This window comes from Pseudomonas nicosulfuronedens (assembly GCF_005877905.1).
GTDB classification, from domain to species: Bacteria; Pseudomonadota; Gammaproteobacteria; order Pseudomonadales; family Pseudomonadaceae; genus Pseudomonas; species Pseudomonas nicosulfuronedens.
The window spans coordinates 1-23,968 of record NZ_SWDV01000022.1; the positions used below are offsets into that span (position 1 = coordinate 1).

The window sequence follows — 23,968 nt, forward strand, 5'->3', positions numbered from 1 at the left end:
ACCAGCGCAGATGGTACGATCATCGGCTATGCGCTGACTGGATACCCTCGTCCAGATGTAGCCCAGGTAATCGATGCCCGTGCCAAGTATGCTGGCTTCTACGGCTACGTACTGAAATCAACTGTTCCCGCTACGATCAAACTCGTGGCCGACGATCCCGCTTGTGCGCTGGTCGTGCAATCGCAATGAGGTGTTTCAAGTAATGCAAAGGAAGATTCTCCTCCCCGGCGGAGCCGGCTTGGTCGGCCAGAACCTGGTCGCCCAGCTCAAGGAGCGCGGCTACACCAACCTAGTCATCCTCGACAAACACCGGGCTAACCTCGACATCCTGCGAAGCCTGCACCCCGAGTTGACCATCGAGTACGCCGACCTTGCCGCGCCTGGCGACTGGGAAAAGCACTTCGAAGGCGCCGACACCGTCGTGATGCTTCAGGCGCAGATCGGTGATCCGAATCCGGAGCCGTTCGTGCGCAACAACATCACCTCGACCGAACGCATCCTTGAATTGATCAAGCGCTACGAGATCCCGTACACCGTCCACATCAGCTCCTCCGTGGTAGAGTCGGTCGCCGATGACCACTACACCAATACCAAGAAGGAACAGGAACGGATCGTCCTGGAGAGCGGCATCAACTGTGTCGTCCTGCGACCGACCCTGATGTTCGGCTGGTTCGACCGCAAGCACCTGGGCTGGCTGTCACGCTTCATGCAGAAGGTTCCGGTGTTCCCGATACCGGGCAACGGCCGTTACATGCGCCAACCCCTGTACGCCGGCGATTTCAGCAGCATCATCGCCAGTTGCATCGAGTCCCGTATTGCCGGCCAGGTCTACAACATCACCGGTCTGGAAGAAGTCGACTATATCGACATCATTCGCACCATTCGCAACACCACTGGCGCCAAGTGCATGCTGCTGAAGATCCCCTACGGGCTCTTCTACGTGCTCCTGAAGGTCTGGGCCCTGTTCGACAAGAATCCACCCTTTACCGCCGATCAGCTCAAGGCCCTGGTGGCCCGCGACGAATTCGAGGTGATCGACTGGCCCGGCATCTTCAAGGTGGAGCCAACGCCGTTCGCCAAGGCCGTGGAGCAAACGTTCAAGCACCCCACTTATAGCAAGGTCGTACTGGATTTCTGATGAAGGACAATCAACGCATCGCCGTGCTCGGCGCAGGCCCCATGGGCCTGGCGGTAGCCTATCAACTGGTCAGGGACGGCCACCGCCCGGTGATTTTCGAGGCGGACGACCGCGTCGGCGGCATGACCGCGCACTTTGATTTTGGCGGTCTGTCCATTGAGCGCTATTACCACTTCCATTGCATTTCCGATCACGCCTTCCTCAAGGTGCTGGAGGAACTGGGCCTGTCAGAGCGGATGAACTGGGTCGAGACCAAGATGGGCTACTGGTACCAGAACAAGGTGCAGCCCTGGGGCAACCCGATCGCACTGCTGAAGTTCTCCGGCTTGAGTCTCATAGCCAAGTTCCGTTACGGCCTGCACGCCTTCCTGTCCACCAAGCGCAACGACTGGAAGCCTCTGGACCACGTCGAAGCCACGGGCTGGATCAAGCGCTGGGTCGGGACAGAAGCCTATGAAGTACTGTGGCGTCGGCTGTTCGACTACAAGTTCTACAACTACACCAGTAATCTCTCGGCGGCCTGGATCTGGAGCCGTATCCGCCGCATAGGCCGCTCGCGCTACAGCCTGTTCAAGGAAAAGCTGGGCTATCTGGACGGCGGCTCCGAGACGTTGTTGCACGGCCTGAGGGATTACATCCAGCAGCACGGCGGTGAGTTCCGTTTGGCCACTCCGGTGAGCAAAGTGGTGATGGAGGATGGCAAGATTCGCGGTGTCGAGGCTGGCGGCGAGCAGCACACCTTCGACAAGGTGATCAGCACCATTCCGATGCCCTATGTTCCGCGATTGATGCCGGACCTGCCCGAGGCCATTCTCAAGGCCTTCGGCTCGGTCAACAACATCGCTGTGGTCTGCGTCATCGCCAAACTGCGCAAGGCGGTCACCGAGAACTTCTGGCTCAACACCAACGATCCGGACATGGATATCCCTGGGCTCGTGGAGTACAGCAACCTGCGCCCGCTGGATGAGCACATCGTTTATGTACCGTTCTACATGCCGGGCGAGCATCCGAAATTCCAGGAACCGGACCAGGCCTTCCTGGATAAGGTGAAGCGCTACCTGCAGAAGATCAACCCGCAGTTGGCCGACTCCGATTTCCTCGAACTGCGCGCCAGCCGTTACCGCTACGCCCAGCCGATCTGCGATCCGGGTTACCTGGAGCACCTGCCGCCGGTGGAGCTTCCGGTTGAAGGCCTGTGGGCCGCCGATACTTCTTATTACTATCCGGAAGATCGCGGTATTTCGGAAAGCATCGACTTCGGACGCAAGATGGCGATCCAGGCTGCGGCCAAATGATCAGGCACTTCCTGACACGACAGTTCCTGACGTTCATCGGAGTGGGCGTCACTGCCGCACTGGCCAACTGGTGTACCCGCTACGCCCTGAGCCAGGAGCTGAACTACTCGCTGTCGGTACTGCTGGCGTATCTGGTGGGAATCAGCGTGGCGTTCCTGCTCAATCGTCGCTTCGTGTTTCCGGGCTCGCCCCGGCCGATAGCAGCGCAGGCTCGGGAGTTCCTGCTGATCAACGTGGCTTTCATGCCGGTGGTCTGGGTATCTGCCCTGGGCTTCCGCTACGTGTTACGCCATATGGAGCTGGAATCCATCGCCGACGGCCTGGCACATGCGCTCTCGTTGGCGGTTCCCGCGTTCGGCACCTTCCTGCTGTACAAGTTCTTCACCTTCGCCAACCCGAAGGCGCAGGAGCGATAGCCCCCTGCGACGCCCCTTTCACAGGGTGCGGCGCATGCTCTCCTAGGTGGCGGAATTTCCGCCGACGGCGGCGACATTTGAGCAAAAATCCGCCGACGACTTCGACTGCGACCAAGGGCGAACAGCGTCGCAGAGCGCTCTGACGTAGTCTTGAGCTCTGGCACACACCTTGCTCTGCGACACGGGTGCGATTGCCTTGTGCATCACATCTCGCGACGTGCCCGCCACGTTGCGCCCGCCGGGCCACGAACCCGGCGGTGTCCTTCGGGCTTCTTGCCATCTCGCGCCTTCGATTCGACAGGCGCATCGCCGGGTGCAGTGATCCTGCCCCGGCCAATTCCCTCCTCTCACGCCCTCGCTCAGGACTTTCCTACATAGCGCTCCTGTGCCTGCGCGCACCTGCGAAACAAGCGAAACGGCGCGCCCGCCGCGGGCCTGCAAAATCGACTGCCATTCCGCGGTCATGAAACCGCGCTCAAATCTTCACGAAATCCCCTCTAAATCGGGCGCTAATGCAAAACCTCTCCTATGGTTTATGCGGGGTGGGCAGAGCAGGAAGTACTGCCCAATACATTGGATAGCAAGCTATTGACCTGAATCAGGGGCGACCCCCGGGGACAGGCGCCTAATAGCCTCACTCTCCAACTTCCTATAGGGAGATTCTTAAATGTCGCAAGAAAGCAGCCAAAAACTACGACTCGGCGCGCTGACAGCGCTGGTCGTAGGCTCCATGATCGGCGGGGGCATTTTCTCCCTGCCACAAAACATGGCGGCCAGCGCAGACGTCGGCGCCATTCTCATCGGTTGGGCCATCACCGCGGTCGGCATGCTGACCCTGGCATTCGTCTTCCAGACCCTGGCCAACCGCAAACCCCAACTCGACGGTGGTGTGTACGCCTACGCCAAGGCTGGTTTCGGTGACTACATGGGCTTCTCTTCGGCCTGGGGTTACTGGATCAGCGCCTGGCTGGGCAACGTCGGTTACTTCCTCCTGCTGTTCAGCACCCTGGGCTACTTCTTCCCGATCTTCGGCAAGGGCGACACCGTCGCCGCCATCGTCGGCGCGTCGATCCTCTTGTGGGCCCTGCACTTCCTGGTGCTGCGCGGGATCAAGGAAGCAGCGTTCATCAACACCATCACCACGGTGGCGAAGATCGTCCCGCTGTTCCTGTTCATCCTCATCTGCCTGTTCGCCTTCAAGCTGGACATCTTCACCGCTGACATCTGGGGCAAGAGCAATCCTGACCTGGGCAGCGTGATGAACCAGGTGCGCAACATGATGCTGGTCACCGTGTGGGTGTTCATCGGCATCGAGGGCGCGAGCATCTTCTCCTCCCGTGCGGAAAAACGTTCGGACGTCGGTAAGGCCACCGTGATCGGCTTCATCACCGTCCTGCTGCTGCTGGTACTGGTGAACGTGCTGTCCATGGGCGTGATGACCCAGCCGGAACTGGCCAAGCTGCAGAACCCGTCGATGGCGCTGGTGCTGGAGCATGTGGTCGGCCACTGGGGCGCGGTCCTGATCAGCGTAGGCCTGCTCATCTCCCTGCTGGGTGCCCTGCTCTCCTGGGTCCTGCTGTGCGCCGAGATCATGTTCGCCGCCGCCAAGGACCACACCATGCCGGAGTTCCTCCGCAAGGAGAACGCCAACCAGGTGCCGGCGAACGCCCTCTGGCTCACCAACATCTGCGTGCAGGTCTTCCTGGTCATCGTGTTCTTCACCTCCGGCGGTGCCGACGGCGAAATGGACCCGTACACCAAGATGCTGCTGCTGGCGACCTCGATGATCCTCATCCCGTACTTCTGGTCCGCAGCCTATGGCCTGCTGCTGGCAGTCAAGGGCGAGACCTACGAGACCGACTCGGCCGACCGCACCAAAGACCTGATCATCGCCGGTATCTCGGTTCTCTACGCGGTGTGGCTGATCTACGCAGGCGGCCTTAAGTACCTGCTGCTGTCGGCGCTGCTGTATGCGCCCGGCGTCATCCTCTTCGCCAAAGCGAAACACGAAGTGGGTCAACCCATCTTCACCAATGTCGAGAAGCTCATCTTCGCAGTAGTCGTGATCGGTGCACTGATCGCGGCCTATGGCCTCTACGACGGCTTCCTCACTCTGTAACTCCTGGAGACATCTCATGAGCACGGAAAAAACCAAACTTGGCGTCCATTCTGAAGCTGGCAAACTACGCAAAGTGATGGTCTGCTCGCCCGGACTCGCCCATCAACGCCTGACCCCGAGCAACTGCGACGAGTTGCTGTTCGACGACGTTATCTGGGTGAACCAGGCGAAGCGTGACCACTTCGACTTCGTCACCAAGATGCGCGAGCGTGGTATCGACGTCCTGGAAATGCACAACCTGCTGACCGAGACCGTCCAGAACCCCGAGGCCCTCAAGTGGATCCTCGATCGCAAGATCACCAATGACAGCGTCGGCGTCGGCCTGACCCAGGAACTGCGTGGCTGGCTGGAAAGCCTGGAACCTCGCAAGCTGGCGGAATTCCTCATTGGCGGCGTGGCCTCCGATGACATCCCGGAAAGCGAAGGTGCGAAAGCGCTGAAGATGTACCGCGACTACCTGGGCCACTCCAGCTTCCTGCTGCCGCCGCTGCCCAACACCCAGTTCACCCGTGACACCACCTGCTGGATCTACGGCGGCGTGACCCTGAACCCGATGTACTGGCCGGCGCGACGTCAGGAAACCCTGCTGACCACCGCGATCTACAAGTTCCACCCGGAATTCACCAACGCCGAATTCGAAGTCTGGTACGGCGATCCGGACAAGGACCACGGCATGTCCACCCTCGAGGGCGGTGACGTAATGCCCATCGGCAACGGTGTCGTCCTGATCGGCATGGGTGAGCGCTCCTCCCGCCAGGCCATCGGCCAGGTAGCCCAGGCTCTGTTCGCCAAGGGTGCTGCCGAGAAAGTCATCGTCGCCGGCCTGCCGAAATCCCGCGCCGCAATGCACCTGGACACCGTCTTCACCTTCTGCGACCGCGACCTGGTCACCGTCTTCCCGGAAGTGGTGAAAGAGATCGTTGCCTTCACCCTGCGCCCGGACGAGAAGAGCCCCTACGGCATCAACGTCCAGCGCGAAGAGAAGGACTTCATGACCGTGGTCGCCGAGAGCCTGGGCCTGAAGAAACTGCGCGTCGTCGAAACCGGCGGCAACAGCTTCGCTGCCGAGCGCGAGCAGTGGGACGACGGTAACAACGTGGTCTGCCTGGAACCGGGCGTGGTGGTTGGTTATGACCGCAACACCTACACCAACACCCTGCTGCGCAAGGCTGGTGTGGAAGTCATCACCATCAGCGCCGGCGAACTGGGCCGGGGCCGTGGCGGCGGTCACTGCATGACCTGCCCGATCATTCGCGACCCGATCGACTATTGATCTACGGTCACGCCAAGAACGCGACTACCTCCAACAGAGCGCATTGATCTGAAAAAGGCGGCCCTAGCCAGGGCCGCCTGCCCCGCCAGCCACGAGCTGTACTGACGAGGCCTAGCTTTCCATCCCACAAGGAGAACGAACATGGCTTTCAATATGCACAACCGCAACCTGCTCAGCCTGATGCACCACAGCACTCGCGAGTTGCGCTACCTGCTCGACCTGTCCCGCGACCTGAAGCGCGCCAAGTACACCGGTACCGAGCAGCAACACCTGAAAGGCAACAACATTGCGCTGATCTTCGAAAAGACCTCGACCCGCACCCGCTGCGCCTTCGAAGTCGCCGCCTATGACCAGGGCGCCAACGTCACCTACATCGACCCGAACTCCTCGCAGATCGGCCACAAGGAATCGATGAAGGACACCGCCCGCGTTCTCGGCCGCATGTACGACGCCATCGAATACCGTGGCTTCAAGCAGGAAATCGTCGAAGAACTGGCGAAGTTCGCCGGCGTACCGGTGTTCAACGGCCTCACCGACGAATACCACCCGACCCAGATGCTGGCCGACGTGCTGACCATGCGTGAGCACAGCGACAAGCCGCTGCACGACATCAGCTACGCCTACCTGGGTGACGCCCGCAACAACATGGGTAACTCCCTGCTGCTGATCGGCGCCAAACTGGGCATGGACGTGCGCATCGCTGCACCGAAAGAACTGTGGCCGACCGACGAACACGTCGCCGCCTGCAAGAAGTTCGCTGAAGAAAGCGGCGCGCGCATCACCATCACCGAAGACCCGAAAGTTGCCGTCAAGGGCGTGGACTTCATCCACACCGACGTCTGGGTTTCCATGGGTGAGCCGGTGGAAGCCTGGGGCGAGCGCATCAATGAACTGCTGCCCTACCAGGTCAACATGGACATGATGAAGGCCGCCGGCAACCCGCGCGTGAAGTTCATGCACTGCCTGCCCGCCTTCCACAACAGCGAGACCAAGGTCGGCAAGGAAATCGCCGCCAAGTACCCGAACCTGAAGAACGGCATCGAAGTGACCGAAGACGTCTTCGAATCCCCGTACAACATTGCCTTCGAGCAAGCGGAAAACCGCATGCACACCATCAAGGCAATCCTCGTTTCGACCCTCGCCGACATGTAATGCCGGACAGCCCCGGACCGCGACAACATCGCCGGTCCGGGCGCTCCCACTCTTTCGGAGGAAATGAATATGCGTATCGTCGTCGCATTGGGCGGTAATGCCCTGCTGCGTCGTGGCGAGCCCATGACTGCCGACAACCAGCGCACCAACGTACGGATCGCTGCCGAACAGATTGCCAAGGTTGCCCCGGGCAACGAACTGGTGATTGCCCACGGCAACGGCCCGCAGGTTGGCCTGCTGGCCCTGCAGGGCGCGGCCTACGAGAAGGTCAGCCCCTATCCGCTGGACGTTCTCGGCGCCGAGACCGAAGGCATGATCGGCTACATGATCGAACAGGAAATGGGCAACCTGCTGCCGTTCGAAGTGCCGTTCGCCACCCTGCTCACCCAGGTCGAGGTCGACTCCAAGGACCCGGCCTTCCAGAACCCGACCAAGCCCATCGGCCCGGTCTACTCCAAGGAAGAGGCCGAAGCCCTCGCCAAGGAGAAGGGCTGGAGCATCGCTCCGGACGGCGACAAGTTCCGCCGCGTGGTCGCAAGCCCCCGTCCGAAGCGCATCTTCGAGATCCGCCCGGTCAAGTGGTTGCTGGAGAAAGGCACCATCGTCATCTGCGCAGGTGGTGGCGGTATCCCGACCATGTACGACGAGTCCGGCAAGAAACTCTCCGGCGTCGAAGCGGTAATCGACAAGGACCTGTGCTCCTCGCTGCTGGCCCAGGAACTGTCGGCTGACATCCTGATCATCGCCACCGACGTGGACGCAGCCTACATCGACTGGGGCAAACCGACCCAGAAGGCTATCGCCCAGGCCCACCCGGACGAACTGGAACGCCTCGGCTTCGCCGCCGGCTCCATGGGACCGAAAGTCCAGGCCGCCATGGAGTTCGCCCGCAACACTGGCAAGGACGCGGTGATTGGCTCGCTGGAAAACATCGTGGCCATCACCAAGGGCGAGTCCGGCACCCGAGTCAGCACCAAGAAAGCTGGTATCGAGTACCGCTAAGCCCTGCCCTCAGCAAAGGCACTATCGAAACGGGAGCCCTCAAGGCTCCCGTTTTCGTTCAGGGCCCCGGCGCGATCTGCCTGGAAACTCGTCGCCTTCTTCCGACAATTCCTGGCGCGAGCGTGACTCGGCGGTCATCATCCTCGTCAGCTAAAGCATTCCGAATCACTAGAAGCCACGCCTGGCTTTGTGCCACCGGGCTGCCCCTCCATGGGCCACCGCCGTCCGGCGCGCAAGATGCATTTGCTGAAGGAGTTTCCGAGAGATGTCTCGACTACCGGTCATCGTTGGTTTTGGTGGATATAACGCGGCAGGCCGCAGTTCCTTCCACCATGGGTTCCGCCGTACTGTCCTCGAATCCATGGAGCCCGCTGCCCGCCAGGAAACCCTCGCCGGCCTCGCGGTGATGATGAAACTGGTCAAGGTCGTCGACGGCAAGTACCAGGACGCCGAAGGCAATAGCCTCGATCTGGCCGCCATCGAGCAGCGCTTCGAGCAGCAGATTCGCCAGTCCACCCTGATCCGCCGCATCGAACTGCAATACCTCGATGTCGACGCCGCGCACTGCCACAAGAGCCTGACCGTCAGCGCAGCCGGTGCTCCGGTGACCTTCATCACCCTGCGCAAGCAACTGCCCGAACCTCTGCCAACCAACTGGTCGGTGGAAGAACTCGAAGGCGGCGAGGTCCGCGTCACCCTGCATGACAGCTGCGAATTCAAGGTCGACAGCTACCGTGCGCTGCCGGTGAAGTCCGCCGGCCAGCTGCCCACCGGCTTCGAGCCGAGCGAGCTGTACAACTCGCGCTTCCACCCGCGTGGCCTGCAGATGTCCGTGGTCGCCGCCACCGACGCGGTACGCTCCACCGGCCTCGACTGGCAGACCATCTGCAACGCCGTACAGCCTGACGAAATCGCCGTGTTCTCCAGCAGCATCATGAGCCAGCTGGACGAGAACGGCTTCGGCGGCCTGCTGCAATCGCGCCTGCGCGGCCACCGTGTGTCGGCCAAACAGCTGCCGCTGGGCTTCAACAGCATGCCCACCGACTTCATCAACGCCTACGTGCTGGGCAGCGTCGGCATGACTGGCAGCGTCACTGGAGCCTGCGCCACCTTCCTGTATAACCTGCAGAAGGGCATCGACGTCATCACCACCGGGCAGGCCCGCGTCGCCATCGTCGGCAACGCCGAAGCGCCGATCACTTCCGAGATCATCGAGGGCTACGCCGCCATGGGCGCGCTGGCCACCGAGGAAGGCCTGCGCCACATCGAAGGCCGCGACGACGTCGACTTCCGCCGCGCCAGCCGCCCGTTCGGCGACAACTGCGGCTTCTCCCTGGCCGAGTCCGCGCAATACGTGGTGCTGATGGACGACGCCCTGGCCCTGGAGCTGGGCGCCGATATCCACGGCTCGGTGCCGGACGTGTTCATCAACGCCGATGGCTTCAAGAAATCCATCTCCGCTCCCGGCCCGGGCAACTACCTGACCATGGCCAAGGCCGTGGCCGCCGCCGCGCAGATCGTTGGCGAGAAGAGCGTGCGCCAGCACAGCTTCGTCCATGCCCACGGCTCCAGCACCCCGGCCAACCGTGTCACCGAATCGGAAATCCTCGACCGCGTCGCCACCGCCTTTGGCATCGAAGGCTGGCCGGTCACCGCGGTGAAAGCCTTCGTCGGCCACTCCCTGGCTACCGCCAGCGCCGATCAGATGATCTCCGCCCTGGGTACCTTCCGCTACGGCGTCATCCCCGGCATCAAGACCGTGGACAAGTTCGCCGACGACGTCTTCAAGGACCACATCGCCCTGTCCAACAGCGACGTGCGCCGCGACGACCTGGAGGTCTGCTTCATCAATTCCAAGGGCTTCGGCGGCAACAACGCCACCGGCGTGCTGCTGTCCCCAGCCATCACCGAAAAGATGTTGCGCAAGCGCCACGGCGACGCGGCCTTCGCCGACTACCAGGGCCGCCGCGAAACCGTCCGCGCTGCCGCCCGCCAGTACGACGAGGCCGCGACCCAGGGCCGCTTCGACATCATCTACAACTTCGGCAACGACATGATCGACGAGCAGGCCATCGAGATCAGCGACCGTGGCATCCAGGTCCCCGGCTTCAGCCAGACCATTGCCTACAAGAAGGACCAACGCTTCAGCGACATGCTCGACTGATCGCCGACGTTGAACGAAAAAGCCGGGCAGATGCCCGGCTTTTTCATACCTGACACATGACTCCGTGACCGTAGGATGGCGTGGAGCGCAGCGATACCCATCAGACCAAGCACCGCAGGTCAGTAGGTACCCTGCCCCACGCCCAATTCGAGAATGCTCGCCTTGAGGTTCTCGAAGTCATATTCGCTGAGCCCGACGTAATCCAGCACCAGCGCGCGCACGCTCTCCCATTCGTGGTCCTCGTCCTGGTTGCCCAGTACGCGGTACGAGCCACAGATGTGCTCGGCCATCTTGAGAATCGCCAGCAGGTTCTTCAGCTGGGTATCGCGACAGTTGTCCTCGCTGAAGATCGACAGCGCATTGTGGTGGTTGGCGATGGCCTCGCAGACGTGCTCCGGCAGGCGCCAGGAACGCGCGGTGAAGTAGCCGACCACTGCATGGTTGGTGTTCAGCACGCGATTCTCGGTGTCCACCACGCGACGCTCATCGCTCGCGCTGGCGTAGGCCTCCTCCAGCACCGACATGTAGTGCGGGAAGCGCTTGAGCATCAGCGGGATGCCGCAGTTATGGAACAACCCCAGCGCATAGGCCTCGTCCACCGACTCGTAGCCGATGCGCTTGGCCAGGGTCAGGCAGCTCATGGCCACGTCCTGGGCCGTGTCCCAGAAGCGGTTGAGGGTGACGATGGTGGCATCGGTCATTTCGCCCTTGATCGACTGGGCGTTGATCAGGTTGATCACCGACCGGCTGCCCAGCAGGTTCACCGCACGCTGGATCGAAGTGATGCGGTTGGCCAGGCCGAAGAATGGCGAGTTCACCAGCTTCAGCAACGCGCCGGACAGTCCCGGGTCCTGGCTGATCAGCTTGGCGATCGCCTTCAGGTCCGGGTTGGGCATGAACTGCTCCATCTGCAGATCAACCATGATCTGCGGCTGCGGCGGCACGCTGATGCCCTGCAGGGCCTGACGGATCTGTTCGGCGGAGAGTTCTGGGGACATGGAGGGCGGGCTGAAGAAGTTGACGGGGCGCACAGTTTACCCAGAGCGGAGCGTTCTGGAACTGCCGTTTTAGACTGAACTTTCATCGGCTGATGTGTCGGAACCTTTACACCCAAGCGGAAGAAATGGGAGACAAGCCATGAGCCAGACACTCAAAGGCAAGACCATCGCGATCCTGGTCACCGACGGCTTCGAGCAGATAGAGCTGACCGGCCCTCGCGATGCACTGAAGGAAGCCGGCGCCGAGGTGAAAATCCTCTCCGATAGCAAGGACAAGGTACGCGGCTGGAACCACGACCAGCCGGCGGACAACTTCAAGGTCGACGGCACCTTCGAGACCGCCCGCGTCGACGACTTCGACGCCGTGCTGCTGCCCGGTGGAGTGATCAACGCCGACCAGATCCGCAACCTGCCCAAGGCCCAGGAAATCGTGCGCAAGGCCGCCGAGGCGGACAAACCCATCGCAGTGATCTGCCATGGCGCCTGGCTGCTGGTCTCTGCCGGGCTGGTCAAGGGCAAGACCCTGACCAGCTGGAACTCGCTCAAGGACGACATCAACAACGCCGGTGGCCATTGGGTCGACCGCCAGGTGGTCAAGGACGGACTGCTCATCAGCAGCCGCAAGCCCGACGATATTCCCGCCTTCAACAAGCAACTGATCGAAACCCTGGCCGCCTGAGCGCCGCCTATCAAAAGCCCGTGCGCCGCGCTCCGGCGGCGCACGCTGCTGCGCTATAATCCCGCTCTTTTTGCCGGAGCCCTTCCCCATGACCCTGCCCAGCCTGCGTCTGAAAGCCAACGCCGAGCGCCGCCTGCGCGCCGGCCACCTGTGGGTCTACAGCAACGAGGTGGACGTCGCCGCCACCCCGCTGAACGGATTCGGCGCCGGCGAACAGGCCATCCTCGAAATGGCCAACGGCAAGCCGCTGGGCATCGTCGCGATGAGCCCGAACAACCTCATCTGCGCCCGCCTGATTTCCCGTGACACCAAGCACGTTCTCGACAAATCCCTGCTGGTTCACCGCCTGAACGTCGCCCTGAGCCTGCGCGACCGTCTGTTCGACAAGCCCTTCTACCGCCTGGTCTACGGAGACTCCGACCTGCTGCCAGGCCTGGTAGTGGACCGTTTCGGTGACGTACTGGTGGTCCAGATCGCCTCGGCGACCATGGAGAAGCACCGCGACGACGTGCTCGCCGCCCTGCTGCAGGTACTCAAGCCCAGCGCCGTGCTGTGGAAGAACGACTCCAGCGCCCGTGATGCAGAAGGCCTGGAGCGCTACGTCGAGAACGCCTACGGCGAGGTCCCGGAATGGGTCGCCCTGGAAGAGAACGGCGTGAAGTTCGAAGCTCCGGTACTGGCCGGGCAGAAGACCGGCTGGTTCTACGACCACCGCATGAACCGCGCCCGCCTGCAGCCCTATGTGCAGGGCAAGCGCGTACTCGACCTGTTCAGCTACATCGGCGGCTGGGGCATCCAGGCCGCAGCCTTCGGCGCCAGCGAAGTGATGTGCGTGGACGCCTCCGGCTTCGCCCTCGACGGCGTGGAGCGCAACGCCACCCTCAACGGCCTGGCTGAGAAAGTGGCCTGCGTGGAAGGCGACGTGTTCGATGCCCTGCGCGAGCTGAAGGCCGCCGACGAGCGCTTCGACGTGATCGTGGCCGACCCGCCCGCCTTCATCAAGCGCAAGAAGGACCTGAAGAACGGTGAAGCCGCCTACCGCCGCCTCAACGAACAGGCCATGCGCCTGCTGTCCAAGGACGGCGTGCTGGTCAGCGCCTCCTGCTCGATGCACCTGCCCGAGGACGACCTGCAGAACATCCTGCTGGGCAGCGCCCGTCACCTGGACCGCAACATCCAGCTGCTCGAGCGCGGCGGCCAGGGCCCGGACCACCCGGTCCACCTGGCAATCCCGGAAACCCGCTACATCAAGAGCCTGACCGTGCGCCTGCTGCCCAACGGCTAACAAGCTCCTGCCGCGCCTTACGCAACGTAGGGCGCATAAAGTGGAACGCTTTATCCGCCGTCTCTGAATCCGAGGCGGCGGATGGCGGATAACGCTTGAGGCGTTATGCGCCCTACGGGCGGCAATGACGCCTCACTTCATCGGCATCAACGAATCCGCCTCGCTGATCACCGCCTTGCCGGTGCTGCGCTGGAACAGGCACAGCTCGCGGCCCTGTTTGCCCTGCATGTGCTTCTGCGGGTAGCGCCCGCCGATCATCAGCGCCGTGTAGCCCACGCTGTCGTCGAACAGCACCGGCGCGCCCAGCACCTTCTTGTTCTGCAGATGGCTCAGCGCCAGGCAGGCTTCACGCTGCAGCTTGTCCTGCGCCTGCCAGGCAGCGTCGGACGATGCCTGCACGCTACCGGCAAAGACGGCGGCCAGCAGGGCGATGGGGATGACTTTCATGGGGTTGCTCCAGTACCGAAAAGCGTCGATGGCCATTCTGACCACGCCGGGACGGCGAAAGTCTATGGCTTGTGCCGACCGCCAGCCTTTCCCTGGCGGCAAGGGCCGGCGTAGAATCCGGCTCATTCCTGCCATTTATCCCCCGGCGGGCCTGTGAGCCCCGGCCGAGCAGGCGGTGACCCCGCCAAGCCCCGCGCCGACTTCGCCCATGCAAGGCCATCTGCTGTTTGCATCCGGTGCGTACCGCGCTCACGATACGACTTAGAGTTTGCTCAAGGTCTCGCCGGCCAGCCCTACCCGCTGTACGCCGCCGCACAGAAGACCCGGATCGACTCCCACCGCGACCTGATGCGCAGGAACCTGTCATGCCCGATTACCGCTCGAAAACCTCCACCCACGGCCGCAACATGGCCGGCGCCCGCGCCCTCTGGCGTGCCACCGGGATGAAGGACGAAGACTTCAAGAAGCCGATCATCGCCATCGCCAACTCCTTCACCCAGTTCGTGCCCGGCCACGTACACCTGAAGGACCTGGGCCAGCTGGTCGCCCGCGAGATCGAAAAACACGGCGGCGTGGCCAAGGAATTCAACACCATCGCCGTGGACGACGGCATCGCCATGGGCCATGACGGCATGCTCTATTCCCTGCCGTCGCGCGAGATCATCGCCGACTCCGTGGAATACATGGTCAACGCCCACTGCGCCGACGCCATCGTCTGCATCTCCAACTGCGACAAGATCACCCCCGGCATGCTGATGGCCGCCCTGCGCCTGAACATCCCGGTGGTGTTCGTCTCCGGCGGCCCGATGGAAGCCGGCAAGACCAAGCTGGCCAACCACGGCCTGGACCTGGTGGATGCCATGGTGGTCGCCGCCGACGACTCCTGCTCCGACGAGAAAGTCGCCGAATACGAACGCAGCGCGTGCCCGACCTGCGGCTCCTGCTCCGGCATGTTCACCGCCAACTCGATGAACTGCCTGACCGAGGCTCTGGGCCTGTCGCTGCCGGGCAACGGTTCCACCCTGGCGACCCACTCCGACCGCGAACAACTGTTCCTGCGCGCCGGCCGCCTGGCGGTGGAGCTGTGCCAGCGCTACTACGGCGAAGGCGACGAGTCCGTGCTGCCGCGCAATGTCGCCAGCTTCAAGGCGTTCGAGAACGCCATGACCCTGGACATCGCCATGGGCGGTTCGACCAACACCATCCTGCACCTGCTGGCCGCCGCCCAAGAGGCGGAGATCGCCTTCGACCTGCGCGACATCGATCGCCTGTCGCGCAAGGTGCCGCAGCTGTGCAAGGTGGCGCCGAACATCCAGAAGTACCACATGGAAGACGTGCACCGCGCCGGTGGCATCTTCTCCATCCTCGGCGAGCTGGCCCGTGGCGGCCTGCTGCACACCGACGTGCCGACCGTGCACAGCCCGAGCATGGCCGACGCCATCGCCCAGTGGGACATCACCCAGACCCAGGACGAGAAGGTCCACACCTTCTTCAAGGCCGGCCCCGCCGGCATCCCGACCCAGGTGGCGTTCAGCCAGAGCACCCGCTGGGATACCCTGGACGATGACCGCGCCGAAGGCTGCATCCGCAGTGTCGAGCATGCCTACTCCCAGGAAGGCGGTCTGGCCGTGCTGTACGGCAACATCGCCCTCGACGGCTGCGTGGTGAAGACCGCTGGCGTGGACGAATCCATCCACGTGTTCGAAGGCCGCGCGAAGATCTTCGAAAGCCAGGACGGCGCCGTGAAGGGCATCCTCGCCGACGAAGTGAAGCCGGGCGACATCGTGATCATCCGCTACGAAGGCCCGAAGGGCGGCCCGGGCATGCAGGAAATGCTGTACCCGACCAGCTACCTGAAGTCCAAGGGCCTGGGCAAGGACTGTGCCCTGCTCACCGACGGCCGCTTCTCCGGCGGTACCTCGGGCCTGTCCATCGGCCACGCCTCGCCGGAAGCGGCCGCGGGCGGCGCCATCGGCCTGGTGCAGGACGGCGACAAGGTGCTGATTGACATCCCCAACCGCAGCATCAACCTTCTGGTCAGTGATGAAGAACTGGCCACCCGCCGCGCCGAGCAGGACAAGAAGGGCTGGAAGCCGGCTCAACCGCGTGCTCGCAAGGTGAGCACTGCGCTGAAGGCCTACGCCCTGCTGGCCACCAGCGCCGACAAGGGCGCGGTACGCGACAAGTCGCTGCTGGACGGTTGAGTCTGGTGGTGACGTGAAAAAGCCCGGCGAATGCCGGGCTTTTTTGTACGCGCTGAAGGCTGAGTATCAGCCCTCCTTCGCAGCGGACTTGGCGCAACCGCCGGTCCCAGGCTTGATTCCACGGTCGGCATCGCAGATCGAACCCTCCACTTTCCAAGTGATATTGGCAGCACCCGGCTTGATTTCCGGAGTCATCGTCATTTCGAGATTGTTGCCAGCTGCATTGGTCGCACTAATCGTTGTTTTGACAATCCCTTTCGTGACGTCATAGGAAATGACGTTATCAGTCGCGACAGTTGCGGGAATGCCATATGTCCCCTTATCACACTCATCCGACTTTCCCGTTTCCGTCACGCAAAGCCCCACAGACGTTTTCACGGCGGACAGTTCCGCCATCGCCGCTGCCGCCTTCGAGCGCGACGAGTAATCCGAATACAGTGGCAAGGAAACCGAAGCCAGAATCCCGATGATCGCCACCACGATCATCAACTCGATCAAGGTAAAGCCCTGCTGTTTGCGCATCTTCGTATCCTTCTGGATTGAGCCGGAAGCGCGAATGGCTCCGGATGCATTCCAGTGAAGCCACGCCAGCGGGCCCGCACACTCAGACGCGTCCGCGCACCCTGTTGAAAATTCGGCAGTTTTTTCCAGGCCGAAAGCATCCCGAGTGCCGCTGCACAGAGGCGTCGTAGGAACTCGGGCTTCCCCATTCATCCCTCCTTGCCTCATGGCACTGTGCGATCCCGCCTTGGGCCAGTAAAATCGCGCTCTTTTTTCCCGGACCGCCGCCCATGAGCTCCCTCGAGAACCCGTCCGCCGCCAAGGACCAGCCCGACCTGGTCTATGGCCTGGAAGACCGCCCCGCCCTGCCGATCGCCCTGCTCGCGGCGCTGCAGCACCTGCTGGCGATCATCGTGCCGATCGTCACCCCCGGCCTGCTGATCTGCCAGGCGCTGGGCGTGTCGCCGCGCGACACCAACCTCATCGTGTCGATGTCGCTGGTGATCTCCGGCATCGCCACCTTCGTCCAGTGCAAGCGCTTCGGGCCGTTCGGCGCGGGCCTCCTGATCGTCCAGGGCACCAGCTTCAACTTCGTCGGCCCGCTGATCGCCGGCGGTGCGCTGATGGTGAAGAACGGCACCCCGGTGGAAGCGGTGATGGCGGCGATCTTCGGCGTGGTCATGGCCGGCTCCTTCGTGGAGATGGGCGTGTCGCGCATCCTGCCCTTCGTGAAGCGTCTGATCACCCCACTGGTCACCGGCATCGTGGTGCTGATGATCGGTCTCACCCTGATCAAGGTCGGCCTGATCAGCATGGGCGGCGGCTTCTCCGCCATGGCCAACGGCACCTTCGCCAACGGCGAGAACCTGATGCTGTCGGGCCTGGTGCTGGCGATCATCGTCATCCTCAACCGCATCCCGGTGGTGTGGATGCGCAGCGGCGCCATCGTCATCGCCCTGGCCGTGGGCTACGCGCTGGCCGGCTACCTGGGCCGCCTGGACTTCACCGGCATGCACGAAGCGCCGGCCTTCCAGGTCCCGGTGCCGCTGCACTTCGGCCTGGGCTTCTCCTGGAGCCTGTTCATCCCGATGCTGGTGATCTACCTGGTGACCTCGCTGGAAGCCATTGGCGACGTCACCGCCACCAGCAAGATTTCCAAGCAACCGGTCGAAGGCCCGCTGTGGATGCAGCGCATCAAGGGCGGCGTGCTGGTGAATGGCGCCAACTCGCTGCTGGCCGGCCTGTTCAACACCTTCCCCAGCTCGGTGTTCGCACAGAACAACGGCGTGATCCAGCTGACCGGCGTGGCCAGCCGCCACGTCGGCCTGTGGATCGCTGCGATGCTCATCGTGCTGGGCCTGTTCCCCAGCGTCGCCGGGGTGATCCAGGCCGTGCCGGAGCCGGTGCTCGGCGGCGCGGTGATGGTGATGTTCGGCGCGGTCGCCGCCTCCGGCATCAACATCCTCGCCGGTACTCACCTGGACCGCCGAGCACTGCTGATCATCGCCGTCAGCCTCGCGCTGGGCCTGGGCATCTCCCAGGTGCCGGAGTTCCTCGCGCACATGCCCCACGCGATCCGCAACGTGCTGGAATCCGGCGTCGCCACCGGCGGCATCTGCGCCCTGCTGCTGAACTGGTTCCTGCCCGAGTCCGACGCCGCCAAGGCCTCGCACAACGGCTGAGCCGCCACGACGCCACCCTCGGGTGGCGTCGTCGTTTATGCTCCCCTGATGACCACTTCCCTGCGCATCGGCGTCATCGCCGACACCCACGGCCTGCTGCGCCCCGAAGCGCTGGCGGCGCTGCAAGGCTGCGAGCGCATCCTGCACCTGGGCGACATCGGCCCGGCCGCACTGCTGGATCAGCTGCGCGCACTGGCACCGCTGGAGGTGGTGCGTGGCAATAATGACACCGACGACTGGGCCGCCGCGCTGGCGGAAACGTTGCAGCTGGAGCTGGGTGGGCTGCGGCTGTACCTGATTCATGACCTCAAGCAACTGGCCGTCGATCCAGCCGCCGAGGGCATCGACGTGGTGCTGGCGGGGCATTCGCACAAGCCGCTGAACGAGGTTCGCAACGGGGTGCTGTACCTGAATCCGGGCAGCGCTGGGCCGCGGCGGTTCAAGCTGCCGATTGCGTTGGCGATTCTGGATATTGTCGACGGGCAGCCAAGGGTGGAGATGGTTTCGCTCGTCTGAGAGCGTTCGCGAGCAAGCTCGCGCCTACAAAAGAGCGGCGCCCCTGTAGGAGCGAGCTTGCTCGCGAACCGCCGCCGCACCGTGCCTACGGTTCGAGCAACTGGATCGCCAACTGCGCCACTGCTTCCTGCCGCTCGGTTTTTTCGCTGCGTCGGCGACCATTGAGGCTCGACCACTCCGGATGCGCCCGCGCCTTGCGCAGCGCCTCGGGCAGCTTGCCCTCGCGCCATTGCTTGTCTTCGGGCGATTGCACCTGAATCGCCTCCACCGCCGCATGCCCGCGCGTCTGCAAGGCCGCCAGCAGTTGCCGCTGCCGCAGCGCCAGCAAGCGCAGCACGCTGTCATCCACCGAAAGCTCGCGGCTGCCCTTGAGCTTGCCCAGCAGGCGCTGGCCGTAATGGCCGACGGTCTGCCAGGCGCCGCCAGCGATGGCGCCCAGCGCGGTGGCCGCGCCGAGGGCCAGGCCGCCGACCAGCAGGTCGATCCCCGCCCCCGCCGCCGCGCCGGCCGCCACTCCGCCCCCCAGGCGAATGCCCAGTTGGCGCAGGGTCTCCGGGTTGAACAGATCGTCGCCCCAGCGCCCGTCCAGCAACGGCAGGTCGGCCGCACGGACATCGTCCTTGCGGAAGGCATAGAGACTGAGCAGCGCCTTCACGCAGGTGTCTTCGCGCTTGCGCACCTGACTGCGCAGCGTCTCGGTGGCGGCACGCACGGCCGCATCACCGGCGGGAACCAGTTGGCGGCAGGCGGCGACATCCACCAGCAGTTCGGCGATCAGTCGTGCCCCAGCCTCGCGGCGAGCCACGACCTGGGCCTCGTGATCGGCGACCAGCCGATCCAGTTGCGGGCGTGCACGCTCCAGCAGCAGAGCCAGGCTTTCGTACAGGCGCCGCTCGCCATCCAGCGGCGGCGCCACGCTGTCGAAACGCACCAGCGCGTGCAGACCGAGACGGGACAGTGCCTCGCGCCACTGCTCCTCGCGGTGCTGCGGGCTGGCGACGAAGTTCAGCACCGGCAGCAGCGGACGCGCACAGGCGGCGAGTACGGCCAGTTCATCGCGGTACTTGGCCAGCACCGGTTCGCGGGCATCGATCACGTAGAGGCCAGCATCGGACGCGAGCAACTGGCGCAGCACCTTGGCTTCCTGCTCGAATCGGCCGCGAGCCTCGCTGCCGTCGAGGAAGCGGCGCAGCTTCTCCGGGCCATCCAGGCGTTCGCCGGGGCGCTCCAGACCGTCGAGAAAATCGCGCAGGGCGATGGCGTCCTCCAGGCCGGGAGTGTCGTAAAGCTCCAGCAACGGCTCGCCGTCCACCGACAACCGCGCGCCTTCCACATGTCGCGTGGTGCTGGGGCGATGGGAGACTTCACCAAAGCCGACATCGCGTGTCAGGGTGCGCAGCAGGGAGGTCTTGCCGACGTTGGTATGGCCGACCACGGCCAGTTTCAGCGCATCAGTCATGCCCGGTCTCCAGCCAGCCCAGCGGTGATGCCGAGGTGTGCGGCAGTTGCAGCCGGTCGATGCCGGCGTGCCAGTCGCCCAGGCGCTCGGCGTCCAGGGCTTCACCGGCCGGAGCCTGCAACAGCCAGACGCGGGTCGAGGCCGCGCAGCGAGAAAGCTCGGCAATCAGCGCCAGGGTGCCGCGGTCCGGTGAGCGGCGCGGGTCGCAGGCGATCACCAGGCGCGCCGGCGGGTAGCGGGTGAGCTGTTCCAACAAGCGGCGGCGTTGCGCGCCATCGTCGAGGTCGCCGGCATTGGCGATGCTGTCCGGCAGCTTTGGCGGCCAGTTGGGCCGGTCCAGCAGCTCGATGGAGACCAGCAACGCGCCATCGGCAGCGGACGCCGGCACCTGCGCCTGCGGTTCGATCAGTTCGTCCGGCGCGGCATCGCTGACACCCAGGCGCTCGCTGGCCGGCATCAGCCGTTCGCGCAGCAAGGCGTAGCCGGGCAGCGAGACATCCAGCGCCAACTGCGCACGCCCACGCTTCCACTGCCACAGGCAGAGCAGCCAGAGCGCGCCGCGCAACAGCACGCCATAGACCAGCAGGATGCCTACCAGCCAGCCGGCCCAGGCGTGTCGCGCATTCTCACTGGCCACCAGGGCATCGCCGCTGGCGCGCACCAGCTCCGAATCCGGCTGCGGGAAGCCGAGCAGCGAGGGCAACGCGCCGAGGCCGTGGGTCAGCGCGATGAAAGTGTCGCCGCCGAGGATGGTGGTTTCCCAGACGAAGCCATAGCGCCGCGTCGCCAGCAGCGCCAGCATCACGCCCAGCGCGCTGGTCAATGCAACGAACCACAGGCCGTGGACCAGCAGGCCGAGCGCCCAACGCGTGAGCTTCTGCCGATCGAGCAGCACCAGCAGCGCGGGCGCCAGCTGGGCGGCGTGGGCATCGCGGGCAAGCTTGCCGCTCAGCCACAGCCACAGGCGGCCAAGTGCACCAGCCGCCTCGCCGCCGGCGAAGAAAGCCAGGGCCCAGCCGATCAGGGTAATCAGGTGCAGGCCAAGCAGGCTGGCCAGGGCCCAGAACACATTCACCGGGCGCTGGCCGTCACCCAGCGCGGCGAAGGCCAGGCCGCCGCCGGTGAACAGCGCCAGCGCCAGCAGCAGGTAGATCGACAGGCGCGCACCCTGCGTCCAGGTGCGCAAGGCGGCACGCTGGCCATCGCGCTCAGCCAGCAGCAGGGCGCGATGCTGCAGGCGCTGCGCGAGGTCGCCACCGCCAACGATGGCGCGGCGATTGGCCTCGCTGTCTTCCAGGGGACCGACCTGTTCCTCGCGCAGGCGCACGGCCTCGCACAGCCACAGGGATTGGAGGGCGGACTCGCTCACGGGTTCTCCGACAATCGGTATTCGCCAGCAAGGATAACCGCTGCTCGCCGTGGCGTCCCGGCGCCGCCGGTAACACCCGGTATCGTCAACCAAACCAAGGAAGGGCTCTCGCCGGGCGCGGGCGGGCTCAGACTCAGCCGATAGCACTGCCCCTATAAAAACAACAATGAGGCCTCGCCATGCTGCGCTCGCTGCTCAGTGCCTTGCCCCTGCTGTTCGCCGCCGCCAGCGCGACGGCGGTGGAAACTCCCCCGGTGCGGCCTTCCGACTGGGGCCCGGACACCCCGCTGATGCAAGCGGTGCCGCCGCGCGTGCTGGGCGCCGACGTCAGCGCCCGGCAGTCCGCCAGCAACACCTCGCAACTATGGATCAGCCAGACCGACTTCCGCCTGCACGACGACATCGGCTTCTTCATCCGCAAGATGCTGATCCAGATGAGCCCGGTGGCAGGCAGCGGTACGCCGTTGATGCTCGACGACCCGAAGTCGATGGTCGCGCGCATCCAGGCCGGGGATATCTTCGTCGCCGACGCCACCCTCGCCAGTCTGCTCAACGAGGAGCTGCGCAACGCCAATGCGCCGGTACGCAACCTCAGGCTCAGCACCCGCGCCAACGGCCAGGAAGTCCACGGCGAACTGCTGCGCAAGGGGCGCTGGCGACCGCTGCGGATGATCACCGGGATCGAGCAGGCCGGGCCGCTGAAGGTGGCACTGGTGCCGCAGCGAATCTTCGTCGACAACGTGGACGTCACGCCCTCGCTGACCGCAGCCTCCATCGAGATGTCCGAGGTGCTGCAACTGCATACGGCGCACATGCAGCTGATCGGCAACCGCATCCTGGTCGACCTCGACGGCCTGTTCCCGCCGCCGCGCCTGGACTTCACCGTCAGCAGCCTGAAGCTCGCCGACGGCGGCATGGACCTGCTGCTGGGCAGCGACCTGGCTGAGCTGAAATGGCCGCAGTTGAAGGCGCCGCAGAGCTACATGTTCATCGAGGGCGGCGACATCAAGATGGCGCGGACCATCCTGGTGAAGGCCTACGCACTGTTCACCAGCCTGAGTCCCGACGCGCCCCTGCTGTTCAACCTCTACGACTACCGCCGCCAGCTGCAATACGGCGAAATCCGCCTGCGCGAGGACGGCATGGTGCACATCGCGGTCTCGCCGGTGAAGGCGCCCGCCCCGGAGGAGAAAGCCCTATGAGAACCCTCCTCGCTTCCCTGCTCTGCCTCGCGCTGACCGGTCAGGCCGTCGCCGAGAGCGCCATCGACAAGCAGCAACGCGAACTGGGCGTGCTGCGCCAGGGCTGGTTCCAGCAGACGCCGCCAGCGCCGGACTTCAAGGCCAATCGGCCGGGTGGGCTGCGCGATTCCGGCCAGGACGGCGTGGGCATCCTGCTGAACAACGTGGACATGTACTTCCAGGGCAACATCGGCTTCCACAGCCCGCAGCTCAAAGGCTGGCTGGTGCCGCTCAAGGCCGGCGAGCCGATCGACTTCGACCGCCCGCAGGACATGCGCATCAACGTCTCCGAGGGCGAGGTGATCCTCAGCCCGGTACAGCTCGCCAACCTGTTCAACCAGCACATCCTCGCCTACCCGGAAACCATGCTGCGCGACTTCAGACTGAGCATCGAGGGCGACCGCCTGCTGGTGGCCGGTGAGGTGCAGCCGCTGGGCGTCGGGCCCTGGCTGCCGCTGCGGCTCTCCGGCACGGTGAAGCTCGACGGCGACAACCTCGACTACCAGCCCGACAGCGTGAAAGTGCTCGGCGTGCCCAGCTACGGCGCCATGAGCCTGGTGGGCCTGCGCCTGGATTCGCTGGTGACGCTTGAGCGCCCCGGTGCGGTGCTGCAGGACAACGTGATGCACCTGAACTACCACCAGGTCTTCCCGCTGGTGGGCATCGATGGCCGGGTGGAATCCAGCTGGCTGGACGCCAAGGGCCTGCACCTGAAGTTCGCGCCCAAGCCCGGAGCCGCTTCGTTGGCCTTCGAGCCACCGCGCCAGGCCGGGCAGTCGTACATCTGGCTGCAGTCGGGCGACCTGAAGATCTTCGAGATTCTCATCACCTACTCCCAGGTGCTGCTCAAGGCCGAACGCCCGGACCAGACGCTGGCCTTCAACCTCAAGGACTATCGCAAGGTGCTCTCCACCGGCATCACCCAGGTCAACGAAGACGGCACCTTCTTCATGCGCGTTCCGCCAGCCGCCGGCCCCACCGAAGGCGAGCGGCTGGTATCCTCTGGCAATGGGAGTTCCCACTGATGT

At 64.1% G+C, this 23,968-nt stretch carries 21 protein-coding genes; 16 read left to right on the forward strand and 5 right to left on the reverse strand.

Annotated elements, in window-relative coordinates; translation table 11 throughout:
- The 9 genes from FAS41_RS31050 to FAS41_RS17010 form a co-directional block, all read left to right on the forward strand.
- Positions 1–189: hypothetical protein (locus tag FAS41_RS31050; RefSeq protein WP_218939116.1), on the forward strand; the 189-nt coding region annotated here is incomplete at its 5' end.
- Between the two features lie 13 nt (positions 190–202).
- Positions 203–1,138 (forward strand): NAD-dependent epimerase/dehydratase family protein, encoded by a 936-nt coding sequence (locus FAS41_RS16975; protein ID WP_138524281.1) that lies wholly within the window; start codon positions 203–205, stop codon positions 1,136–1,138.
- On the forward strand, positions 1,138–2,433 hold the full coding sequence (locus tag FAS41_RS16980; RefSeq protein WP_138524283.1) for an NAD(P)/FAD-dependent oxidoreductase: 1,296 nt from the start codon (positions 1,138–1,140) through the stop codon (positions 2,431–2,433). The genes FAS41_RS16975 and FAS41_RS16980 overlap by 1 nt, the downstream gene beginning before the upstream one ends.
- On the forward strand, positions 2,430–2,849 hold the full coding sequence (locus FAS41_RS16985) for a GtrA family protein (protein ID WP_138524285.1): 420 nt from the start codon (positions 2,430–2,432) through the stop codon (positions 2,847–2,849). Before FAS41_RS16980 ends, FAS41_RS16985 begins: the two co-directional genes overlap by 4 nt.
- A 667-nt stretch (positions 2,850–3,516) precedes the next feature.
- The gene (arcD, locus tag FAS41_RS16990; protein WP_138524287.1) at positions 3,517–4,968 is read left to right on the forward strand and encodes an arginine-ornithine antiporter; all 1,452 of its coding nucleotides are present in this window, start codon (positions 3,517–3,519) and stop codon (positions 4,966–4,968) included.
- Between the two features lie 16 nt (positions 4,969–4,984).
- Positions 4,985–6,241, forward strand: coding sequence for an arginine deiminase (gene arcA / locus FAS41_RS16995; RefSeq protein WP_138524290.1), 1,257 nt, complete (start codon positions 4,985–4,987; stop codon positions 6,239–6,241).
- A 141-nt stretch (positions 6,242–6,382) separates the two neighbouring features.
- Positions 6,383–7,393, forward strand: coding sequence for an ornithine carbamoyltransferase (locus FAS41_RS17000; RefSeq protein ID WP_045215705.1), 1,011 nt, complete (start codon positions 6,383–6,385; stop codon positions 7,391–7,393).
- A 69-nt stretch (positions 7,394–7,462) separates the two neighbouring features.
- Positions 7,463–8,395: a carbamate kinase gene (gene arcC, locus FAS41_RS17005; RefSeq protein ID WP_138524292.1), complete on the forward strand. Its 933-nt coding sequence runs from the start codon at positions 7,463–7,465 to the stop codon at positions 8,393–8,395.
- A gap of 265 nt (positions 8,396–8,660) precedes the next feature.
- On the forward strand, positions 8,661–10,559 hold the full coding sequence (locus FAS41_RS17010; protein WP_138524294.1) for a beta-ketoacyl synthase: 1,899 nt from the start codon (positions 8,661–8,663) through the stop codon (positions 10,557–10,559).
- A gap of 119 nt (positions 10,560–10,678) precedes the next feature.
- On the opposite strand, the gene FAS41_RS17015 is transcribed toward FAS41_RS17010, so the two are convergent.
- Positions 10,679–11,503 (reverse strand): HDOD domain-containing protein, encoded by an 825-nt coding sequence (locus FAS41_RS17015; protein ID WP_138524469.1) that lies wholly within the window; start codon positions 11,501–11,503, stop codon positions 10,679–10,681.
- A 193-nt stretch (positions 11,504–11,696) separates the two neighbouring features.
- Between FAS41_RS17015 and FAS41_RS17020 the strand changes: the two genes are divergently transcribed.
- Positions 11,697–12,236, forward strand: a complete 540-nt coding sequence (locus tag FAS41_RS17020; RefSeq protein ID WP_138524296.1) for a type 1 glutamine amidotransferase domain-containing protein — start codon at positions 11,697–11,699, stop codon at positions 12,234–12,236.
- Between the two features lie 88 nt (positions 12,237–12,324).
- On the forward strand, positions 12,325–13,521 hold the full coding sequence (locus FAS41_RS17025) for a class I SAM-dependent rRNA methyltransferase (RefSeq protein WP_138524298.1): 1,197 nt from the start codon (positions 12,325–12,327) through the stop codon (positions 13,519–13,521).
- Between the two features lie 132 nt (positions 13,522–13,653).
- Here FAS41_RS17025 and FAS41_RS17030 read toward each other — a convergent pair whose 3' ends face one another.
- Positions 13,654–13,968, reverse strand: coding sequence for a hypothetical protein (locus FAS41_RS17030; RefSeq protein WP_138524300.1), 315 nt, complete (start codon positions 13,966–13,968; stop codon positions 13,654–13,656).
- Positions 13,969–14,333: 365 nt separating this feature from the next.
- Here FAS41_RS17030 and ilvD point away from each other — a divergent pair, with 365 nt between their 5' ends.
- Complete coding sequence (gene ilvD / locus FAS41_RS17035; protein ID WP_138524302.1) at positions 14,334–16,172, forward strand: dihydroxy-acid dehydratase; 1,839 nt, start codon at positions 14,334–14,336, stop codon at positions 16,170–16,172.
- A 66-nt stretch (positions 16,173–16,238) separates the two neighbouring features.
- On the opposite strand, the gene FAS41_RS17040 is transcribed toward ilvD, so the two are convergent.
- Entirely contained in the window at positions 16,239–16,694 is a 456-nt protein-coding gene (locus tag FAS41_RS17040; protein WP_138524304.1) for a pilin, read from the reverse strand.
- Between the two features lie 269 nt (positions 16,695–16,963).
- Between FAS41_RS17040 and FAS41_RS17045 the strand changes: the two genes are divergently transcribed.
- Complete coding sequence (locus FAS41_RS17045) at positions 16,964–18,355, forward strand: nucleobase:cation symporter-2 family protein (protein WP_138524306.1); 1,392 nt, start codon at positions 16,964–16,966, stop codon at positions 18,353–18,355.
- 48 nt (positions 18,356–18,403) lie between these two features.
- Entirely contained in the window at positions 18,404–18,871 is a 468-nt protein-coding gene (locus tag FAS41_RS17050) for a metallophosphoesterase family protein (protein WP_138524308.1), read from the forward strand.
- Positions 18,872–18,956: 85 nt separating this feature from the next.
- Here FAS41_RS17050 and FAS41_RS17055 read toward each other — a convergent pair whose 3' ends face one another.
- A complete protein-coding gene (locus FAS41_RS17055) occupies positions 18,957–20,330 on the reverse strand; it encodes a GTPase/DUF3482 domain-containing protein (protein WP_138524310.1) in 1,374 nt (457 codons plus the stop codon).
- Positions 20,323–21,699: a DUF2868 domain-containing protein gene (locus tag FAS41_RS17060; protein ID WP_138524312.1), complete on the reverse strand. Its 1,377-nt coding sequence runs from the start codon at positions 21,697–21,699 to the stop codon at positions 20,323–20,325. Before FAS41_RS17060 ends, FAS41_RS17055 begins: the two co-directional genes overlap by 8 nt.
- Positions 21,700–21,878: 179 nt before the next feature.
- Between FAS41_RS17060 and FAS41_RS17065 the strand changes: the two genes are divergently transcribed.
- Both FAS41_RS17065 and FAS41_RS17070 read left to right on the forward strand, forming a co-directional pair.
- Complete coding sequence (locus tag FAS41_RS17065) at positions 21,879–22,901, forward strand: hypothetical protein (protein WP_138524314.1); 1,023 nt, start codon at positions 21,879–21,881, stop codon at positions 22,899–22,901.
- Positions 22,898–23,965: a hypothetical protein gene (locus FAS41_RS17070; RefSeq protein ID WP_138524316.1), complete on the forward strand. Its 1,068-nt coding sequence runs from the start codon at positions 22,898–22,900 to the stop codon at positions 23,963–23,965. The genes FAS41_RS17065 and FAS41_RS17070 overlap by 4 nt, the downstream gene beginning before the upstream one ends.
- Positions 23,966–23,968 lie beyond the last annotated feature (3 nt).